Genomic DNA, 8362 nt, shown 5'->3' with positions numbered 1-8362 from the left:
ATTTCATTGCCATTCTTTGTTTTTTTTCGGTTTGGTGGTATGCCTCGAGCAAAGGGGCTGTTTCGTGCAAAGGTCTCAAAAATATATTTTTTAAAAAAAAGAAAATTTATATTAAATATTCTTATATTAACACTTCTGTATATCAAATTATCTTTTAGCAAAAACACGCTTAAAAAATAAATAAATTAAGTAAGCATCCAGTGAAACCCGCTTGAACTCAAGCAGGCTTCCAGTTATGTGGCAGTAGCGCTTCAATATCTTTCATTTTATGTGTCGGCAGCCTTTTCAGCACATCACTTAAATAAGCATACGGAACTAAGCCATTCAGCTTGGCTGACTGGATTAAAGTCATGATATTGGCAGCACGTTGGCCACTACGCAGTGATCCTGCAAATAGCCAATTCTTTCTGCCTAAAGCCCATGGGCGCATTTGATTTTCAACCCAATTATTACAAATAGGCAAATTCCCATCATCTAAATAGCGGCTTAAGGCAGACCAGCGTTTTAGACTGTAATTGATGGCTTTCGCTGCAGGCGAACTCTTGGGTACTTTATCCTGATGCTCTTCCAGCCAGGCATACAGTTGTCGCATGATCGGTTGACTGTCCTGTTGCCTTCGCTGGTGGCGTTGTTCGGCACTACAGTTTGGTAACTCTCTTAATTCCGCTTCAATTTGGTAAAGCTGTTGAATCAATTGCAGGGCTTGTTCGGCAATGAAACTTTTCTTCGTCACATGCAGTTCGTGAAATTTACGACGCGCATGCGCCATGCAACCCACTTCGATGACCTGACCTGTTTTAAAGCGTGCCTTATAACCACTGTAATCATCACAGACCAAATGACCTTGCCAGCCTGTCAGGAAATCTTCAGCATGTTGACCTGATCGACTCGGCTGGAAGTCATAAATAACCGCCTGAATGGGATTGTATTGTGTGGTGGCATAGGCCCAGACATAACCTTTCTTCGGTTTTTTCTCATCATCACCTAGCTGCATGATGGTGACCGGTGTTTCGTCCGCATGAATCACCTGTTGCTGCAATATGATCTGTTTTAAAGCTTCTGCCAATGGCTCCAGCTCAACCCCGCAGCGACCTATCCAGTCCGATAATGTGGATCTAGACAGATCAACACCTGCGCGCAGAAAGATCTGGCGTTGGCGATACAGGGGTAAATGATCCGCATACTTGGATACCAGTACATGGCTGAGCAGTTCAGGACTTGCAATGCCTTTATCAATCACATAAGCAGGCATCGCTTGCTGAGTCAGGGTGTCACACTGATCACAGACCCATTTACCACGCACATGTTGTTCTTTATAAAATTGTGCCGGTCTGAAATTCAGTTTTTCACTGATATCCTCACCGATACGACGCAAGGTGCAACCACAAGCACATTGGGTTGATTCAGGTTCATGTTCAATACGAATGCTGGCTAGATGATCCGGTAGCGGTCGACGCTTAGGTTTGTTGACTGTGGCTTTCTGCGCGGATGCATCGGTTTTATCCGCATTTAGCCGTTCCAGTTCCAGATCAACGGCTGCGATATCTTCTTCAACGGCTTCATCCCACAGATGGATTTGTTTTGCTGTGAGATGTTCATTCTTCTGAGCGAATTTGTGCCGTTTAAACAGCGCCAGTTCATGCTCGTATTTTTGGTTGAGAATGGAAAGATGTTGAACTTTAGAATCTAAATGCTGATTGGTGACTTCAAGATGTTGAACTCTGGCATCTAATTGCTGATTTGATTGTGCCAGAGACTGATGCTGCATCGCCAACTGTCTGGTAAATTCCAGCAATTGTTCATGGCTCAGTTGGGTTAAATCAGGCAATGTATTCATGACCGCAGTATGCCTGAGGTCATGACAAGAATGAAATAGAACATTCGGAGAATAGCAGAATGCACACGTCTGGTTTAGAGCAGAGTGACCACCTGTTGTTGTCCAATGCGCTGCCAGGGCAAGCCCTGAATCAATGCCTGTAACTGTTCTGCACTGATGCTCATCGTTTCACCCTGATGAATCTTCGCCCAGTGGAACTTTCCTTGTTCCAATCTCCGGGCACACAGCCAAATCCCCAGACCATCATGCACCAACACTTTCATACGATGGCCACGTTTATTACAGAACAGGTAGGCACAATGCGGTTTGATCGAGCCAAAGGTTTTCATGATCTGGGCCATGGCCGTATCTATACCCGCACGCATATCCATGGGTTGGGTAGCGAGCCAGATTTCATCAATGCGGATCATGTCGCCAGTGCCTTGAGTAATTCTGCCAAAGCGGACATTTCTGATCCCTGCCATTTCAACCCGATCTCTATGTTCGAATCAGGCAAAGTAATGTGAACGGGTAGCATTGCTATAGTGGATGGATTGAACGCTGCAGGGTAAGGCAATGCAATAAATGTGGGCTTGGGTGGTGCCGAGTTGTCCAGAGCTTGTTCCCCATCCAGAAGGCGAATCCATTTACATACGAGATTTGCATTCAGTCCATGCTGCAAGGCGACTGAGGCGATGGATGTGTTGGGTACTCTACAGGCTTGAACAATACTATTTTTAAATTCAGTACTGTATGTTCTTCGCTTTCTAGGAGCAGATGCAGATATTGTTGATGCATGGGTAATTGTGGTCATGAATTAAGTCCCCACTTAAAAATAAGTGGGGACTAACATAAGGCTAATTCGATAGATTGGTAAGGAGCTGCTTTACCGGATGCTTACTAAATTAAATCAATAATTTATGTTAAAGTAAAAAAAACCTAGTAATCAAACCGATTGTTAGAAAAGAATATTTCAATTGTTTAAATTAAAATCAATTAAAATAAAACCATGATACAAATTAATCTATCGAATTTACTTAATCATTTTCTTTTTAACTAGTATGCATTCAACTTGAATAATTCTTCATAAACAAATTAAAATCCATGACTTGCTGCTGCTCTAACACTTCTTGCTCAAGAAGAGACTTTTGTGCAACTGATTCAAAAAATTGTTTACGCTCATCCGTCAAAACCTGTTTCGAAAAGTTATTCAAATGTTGCTGGCATTGATGTAAAGCGAAGTCATTAAAACCTATATTATGTTGAAACATATATGTTAAGACCTTAGAGGATGGCGTTAAGAATGAATTCTCAATTTTAGCCTGTTGAGCATATATAGCTTCTTTATGTTTATTAATATCATTTGCATGATCGAGTAAATTAGCTAGAGGTCTAATATTAGCCAACAACTCTTGAGCCCAATCATACATAGCAATTGAACTATCTCCATTTTGGAGTTCTAAATTTGGCTTTCGCCCCTTTTCAGCCACAAGGTGAAAGTTATTATTCGCCTGATTAAGGCTATCTTGACTTAATGATGGGCTTTTATATAAAGCACAAAATAATAAAAATGCATCCAAAAAGTAAGCTTGCTCTAAATCAATTCCTAACGAAGAAAAAGGATTAATGTCCAAACAACGTATCTCGACATACTGTACCCCACGTGCATTTAATGCATGAAGCACACGCTCACCAGAATATGGAACTCGTTTTGGTCTAATATTTGAATAATATTCATTTTCTATTTGCAAAATATTAGTATTAAGTTGCACCCATTCGTTATTTTTATGGGTACCAATATTCGTATACAAGGGGTAAGGTGTTTCTAAAGCCTCTTTTATACTATGAATGTATGAATTGAGACTATCAAAACAAGGAGAGATAGTAGATTGTGCACTACTTTGATAACCAATCTTACTCATTCGAAGACTAGTCGCATAAGGCAAGTAGTAAGTGTCATTATCAAATTTTTTAAATTGATCTAAGTTTTTTTTTAAAAAATTTGAATTAACCGCTGGGGATGCTCCGAATAGATAAATCAATAGCCAACTATAACGGTGAAAATTTCGTATCATATCCATATAAATTGATGACCGATCTTTATTTTCGAAAGTAGTTATATTATCTAGTTGGTATAAAAGCTGAATTAATTGCTCAGGTAATGAAAAATTATAGTGAATACCTGCTATACATTGCATGGCCCTACCATATCGAAGAGCTAATCCTTTTCGATAAACGTGTTTAAACTTACCAATATTTGAATTGCCATACTCAGCTATAGGAATCCTTTCTTCTTCTGGCAAAAGAGAAGGCATTGATGAACTCCAAAGGTATTCATTATTTAGTTTTGTATAAACAAAACGATGAATATCATTAAGTTCTGCAAGGACCTCTGAAGCACTCAAACAAGGTGGCGTAACAAATTCCATTAATGATTCGGAATAGTCTGTAGTAATAAACTCATTTGTCAAAGCTGATCCTAGTGTTTTTGGATGCGGTGTAAGCACCAAATTCCCATTCTTCGTTACACGCAAACATTCACGTTCTATCCCTCGCAAACACATAGTCAATAAAGGTAAATTTTCACCTAGAATATTTAGACGATGAGTATAGTGTTCATCAAATATTAATTTATCCATATATCAAACCTTACATTCAAAGTTAATGTGCACCATGAACTACCCTATTAATTAAAGTTACTATAAGAATTCCTATAAAAAGCCAAAGAATTTGGATAATGGTATCTTTAGTTGTCCAACGCTGTTGTAATTGAGGAATTAGATCTGATAAAGACACATAAATAAAACTACTACTAGCCAAAATCATAAGGAAAGGTTGCCATTGCTGTAATCCGGCCAGTAGAAAATATCCACTTAATCCACCTAAAGCTGTCATTGCACCAGCCATAGTAAGCTTTAGTACAGCAGCACTACGATGATTTTTCTGCCTAAGAACTACCAAATCACCCATATGATGAGGTACTTCATGTACAAGAACCGAAGCAGCTGCAATCAGCCCAAGATGTATGTCAACAATGAAAATTGAAGCAATCAAAATACCATCACCAAAACAATGGACTCCATCACCCAATAATAGTGACCAACCATTAGTTGTATGTGGCTCATGTGAATGATTATGCTCATGTCCGTGATGCCACAATTCAGCTTTATTAAGTAGAAAAAAGAAAACTAAACCAATTAGAAGTGCTAAAAAAAGTTGATGTGTATCTATATTGCTTTCAAAAGCCTCTGGTAACAAATGTGTAAAACTTGTTGCTAATAACGCACCAGCTGCTAGACCTAAAAAGCCTTGTTGTACATAACTATCTTGATTGTTAATAGCTGCCCCAGCTCTCGTTACCAATAAGTCTGCGATCAAAACGCTACCTATTCCTACGACCAGAGTGACTAGGGTAATAATGAAAAGTGACATAGATTTAATACATACCTAGTAGACAATCATTTTTAACTAATCGCATATACAAGCCGAAATTCGTTCGATACAACATCAAATTTGTAGATGTTGTATTAAGCAATCTAATATACTATACCCACCTATAGTATAAAAGGGATTTTATAAAAAAGTTTAAGCCACTCAACAATTAATAGGAAATTATTTTAAATTCAATTAAATAGATACAAAAATCATGACATTCTTAATCAAATCTAGTCTATTGAGAAATTTTTATTTTTTACATTATACAAAAGAGCCTAAACAAAGGCCCTTTCATCACTATTCTCTGAGCTCTTAGTATGCTAATTGAATTAAGAATCTAAAAATTCCTGCAATAACCGCTAATGTAACTACACCAATTACCCAAAGTAAGATAAACCATCCTGTCTGTGAAAGTTTCATACAAACTCCTAATGATAACCAGCATCACCAACACGAACTTTACCTTTAAAAATCCAATATGAAAAAATGGTATAAGTCAGAATAATAGGAATGAGCAACAGTGCACCAATCAAAGCAAAAAGTTGACTATTCGCTGGGGCTGCAGCCTGCCAGATCGTTACTGAAGGTGGAATAATATAAGGCCACAAACTAATTAAAAAACCTGTATAAGCAAGGAAGACTAAGCCTAACGTATAAATAAAAGGACTAAGTTCTTTCTTTTGTTTACATGCCCGTAAAGCCATTCCCGTAAAAATAAGTACTAATACAGGAATTGGACTAAAGTACATTAACTGAGGCTGACTAAACCAGCGTTCAGCAATTTGCGGTTGTGAAAGTGGTGTATAGATAGTAACTAATCCAAAAATAATAAATACTGAAATGATCAGTTTAGGCATCATTGAAAACATTTTTTCTTGAATTTCAGCATCAGTTTTATAAATTAACCATCCACATCCTAAAGTTGCATACAGAACGACTACACCAATACCAGTAAACACAGAGAAAGGTGTCAACCAGTCCAACTGCCCACCAGCATAAACACCATTTAAGGTTTTAATACCCTGAATATATGCACCTAGAACTACACCTTGAAGAAAACCTGCAAATACTGAACCACTAATAAAAGCTTTATCCCACAGATGCTTAGTACGGTTTGCTTTAAATCGGAATTCAAAAGCAACTCCACGAAATATTAATGCGATCACCATCAAAATAATCGGCATATAAAGTGCAGAAAGAACTGTTGAATAAACTAGCGGAAAGGCAGCAAAAAGCCCCGCCCCACCAAGCACCATCCAAGTTTCATTACCATCCCAGACCGGAGCAACGGTATTCATTAGCACATCTCGCTCATTGGAACCTTTAATGAAAGGAAATAAAATTCCGATACCTAAGTCAAACCCATCTAGAATGACATAAATCAATACACCAATTCCAATAATGACAATCCAAATAAGAGATAAATCAATCATGGCGATTCTCCCGTATTGATTCTAGTTTATCTAAGCTTCCTTCAACCGCACTCATTGGTCGCATCGGTGTTTGACCAACATCAGCATGTTCGCCTGAATGTACACTTAAGAATTGCGGGCCTTTATGCATTAGCTTTAACATGTAATAAATGCCAATACCGAAAACTACAAAATAAACCAGAACAAAAATAATTAGAGTTATTCCAACTTGCGATGCGGATACGGGTGACAACGCATCTTTAGTACGAAGTACATTGTAAACAACCCAAGGTTGACGACCGACCTCTGTTGTAAACCAACCAGCTAGAAGAGCGATAAAACCTGACGGACCCATATATAATGCAAAACGTTGAAACCATTTACTTTCATATAAACGGTCAGAACGACGCAGCCATAAGCCTAAGACGGCTAATAGCAGCATTAACATTCCCATACCAACCATGACACGGAAACTCCAAAAGATGATCAAAGAATTCGGCCGATCTTCAGGAGCAAATTCTTTTAAGCCTTTGACTTCACCATTTAATGAATGTGTCATGATCAGACTACCTAAATAAGGAATTGATACTCCATATTTAGTACGTTCTTCTTCCATATCAGGAATACCAAATAAATATAAAGGCATAGCTTCATTTTTATTTGTTTCCCAATGGCCTTCAATTGCAGCTAATTTGGCAGGTTGATGATGTAAAGTATTTAAACCATGATTATCGCCCACTAAAATTTGCAAAGGTGCAAGAACCATAATCAGCCAAAGAGCCATTGAAAATGATGTTTTGACTAAAGCATCTCTACGACCTTTAAGTAAATGCCATGCTGCTGTTGCACACACTAACAACGCAGCAACCAAAAATGCAGCAATAGCCATATGTGTAAAACGATAAGGAAATGATGGGTTAAATACAATTTCAAACCAGTTTTGGGGAACAATTATTCCATTTTCGATACTAAAACCTTGGGGGGTATGCATCCAACTATTGGATGCTAAAATCCAGAACATCGAAATACATGTTCCGATCGCTACCATTAAGGTTGCAAAGAAATGAGCTCGAGGACCAACTCGTCCCCAACCAAAAAGCATAATACCCAAAAAGCCGGCTTCTAAGAAAAAGGCGCTTAAAACTTCATATGCTAATAAGGGGCCTGTGACGCCTCCTGCTATTCTCGAAAATTCACTCCAGTTTGTGCCGAATTGGTAGCTCATGACTACCCCAGAGACCACCCCCATGCCAAAGGCAACAGCGAAAATTTTGATCCAAAATTTAAATAAATCTTGATAAATAGGATTTTTGGTTCTTAGCCAACGCCATTCTAAAACAGCTAAAAAACTTGCTAGACCAATTGAAATGGCTGGAAAAATGATATGAAACGAAACGGTAAATGCAAATTGAATTCTTGCTAATTCTAGAGCAGTAAGTCCTAAAGTCATACTACCACCTCTACTTTGAATTGATTGAAGTAATAAATCACACTGATATTTCGTACTAATCACATTTATAAAAAATGTGATTTATATGAGGCTTGATGAAGTAAAAGCGCAAATTCTTTTTAAGTTTCTTAGAGATGGATCCGGAAATTTGAACAACTCCTATAAGTGATACTCTGCTCCTCAAATGATGTTATAAACATCAATATATGGAGTATTTTATGGCACGTAGACCAAGAAGAAATCATTCAA

The 8362-nt window shown here is 38.1% G+C and carries 9 protein-coding genes; 1 reads left to right on the top strand and 8 read right to left on the bottom strand.

Going from position 1 to position 8362, the window contains the following annotated elements; translation table 11 throughout:
* The coding region (locus tag PV763_RS16395) for a hypothetical protein (RefSeq protein WP_420938225.1) at positions 1 to 180 on the top strand (180 nt) is incomplete at its 5' end.
* Between the two features lie 37 nt (positions 181 to 217).
* Here PV763_RS16395 and tnpC read toward each other — a convergent pair.
* From tnpC to PV763_RS16355, 8 genes are all read right to left on the bottom strand, one after another.
* Positions 218 to 1837 carry an IS66 family transposase gene (tnpC, locus tag PV763_RS16390; RefSeq protein WP_234956019.1) on the bottom strand — a complete coding sequence of 540 codons (1620 nt, stop codon included), beginning with the start codon at positions 1835 to 1837 and terminating at the stop codon, positions 218 to 220.
* 74 nt (positions 1838 to 1911) lie between these two features.
* Positions 1912 to 2247: an IS66 family insertion sequence element accessory protein TnpB gene (gene tnpB, locus PV763_RS16385; RefSeq protein WP_171492663.1), complete on the bottom strand. Its 336-nt coding sequence runs from the start codon at positions 2245 to 2247 to the stop codon at positions 1912 to 1914.
* Complete coding sequence (locus PV763_RS16380; RefSeq protein ID WP_151711100.1) at positions 2244 to 2630, bottom strand: transposase; 387 nt, start codon at positions 2628 to 2630, stop codon at positions 2244 to 2246. The genes tnpB and PV763_RS16380 overlap by 4 nt, the downstream gene beginning before the upstream one ends.
* A gap of 253 nt (positions 2631 to 2883) precedes the next feature.
* A complete protein-coding gene (gene gshA / locus PV763_RS16375) occupies positions 2884 to 4455 on the bottom strand; it encodes a glutamate--cysteine ligase (RefSeq protein ID WP_005006185.1) in 1572 nt (523 codons plus the stop codon).
* A 22-nt stretch (positions 4456 to 4477) separates the two neighbouring features.
* Positions 4478 to 5248 carry a ZIP family metal transporter gene (locus tag PV763_RS16370; RefSeq protein WP_000051649.1) on the bottom strand — a complete coding sequence of 257 codons (771 nt, stop codon included), beginning with the start codon at positions 5246 to 5248 and terminating at the stop codon, positions 4478 to 4480.
* Positions 5249 to 5563: 315 nt separating this feature from the next.
* Positions 5564 to 5671, bottom strand: a complete 108-nt coding sequence (locus tag PV763_RS16365; protein ID WP_000777872.1) for a DUF2474 family protein — start codon at positions 5669 to 5671, stop codon at positions 5564 to 5566.
* Positions 5672 to 5679: 8 nt separating this feature from the next.
* Positions 5680 to 6684 carry a cytochrome d ubiquinol oxidase subunit II gene (gene cydB, locus PV763_RS16360; RefSeq protein WP_000566428.1) on the bottom strand — a complete coding sequence of 335 codons (1005 nt, stop codon included), beginning with the start codon at positions 6682 to 6684 and terminating at the stop codon, positions 5680 to 5682.
* Positions 6677 to 8113, bottom strand: coding sequence for a cytochrome ubiquinol oxidase subunit I (locus PV763_RS16355; protein ID WP_000172212.1), 1437 nt, complete (start codon positions 8111 to 8113; stop codon positions 6677 to 6679). Before PV763_RS16355 ends, cydB begins: the two co-directional genes overlap by 8 nt.
* Between the last annotated feature and the right edge of the window lie 249 nt (positions 8114 to 8362).

The organism is Acinetobacter sp. AS5, from assembly GCF_048957595.1.
Taxonomy (GTDB): Bacteria; Pseudomonadota; Gammaproteobacteria; order Pseudomonadales; family Moraxellaceae; genus Acinetobacter.
Note: the sequence above shows the minus strand (reverse complement) of the source record. Positions and strands in the feature narration are given on the sequence as shown.

Bases quoted from the DNA above. Each gene is read 5' to 3' on its own strand.
- tnpC (WP_234956019.1), bottom strand. From the start codon at position 1,837: ATGAATACATTGCCTGATTTAACCCAACTGAGCCATGAACAATTGCTG.
- tnpB (WP_171492663.1), bottom strand. From the start codon at position 2,247: ATGATCCGCATTGATGAAATCTGGCTCGCTACCCAACCCATGGATATG.
- PV763_RS16380 (WP_151711100.1), bottom strand. From the start codon at position 2,630: ATGACCACAATTACCCATGCATCAACAATATCTGCATCTGCTCCTAGA.
- gshA (WP_005006185.1), bottom strand. From the start codon at position 4,455: ATGGATAAATTAATATTTGATGAACACTATACTCATCGTCTAAATATT.
- PV763_RS16370 (WP_000051649.1), bottom strand. From the start codon at position 5,248: ATGTCACTTTTCATTATTACCCTAGTCACTCTGGTCGTAGGAATAGGT.
- PV763_RS16365 (WP_000777872.1), bottom strand. From the start codon at position 5,671: ATGAAACTTTCACAGACAGGATGGTTTATCTTACTTTGGGTAATTGGT.
- cydB (WP_000566428.1), bottom strand. From the start codon at position 6,684: ATGATTGATTTATCTCTTATTTGGATTGTCATTATTGGAATTGGTGTA.
- PV763_RS16355 (WP_000172212.1), bottom strand. From the start codon at position 8,113: ATGACTTTAGGACTTACTGCTCTAGAATTAGCAAGAATTCAATTTGCA.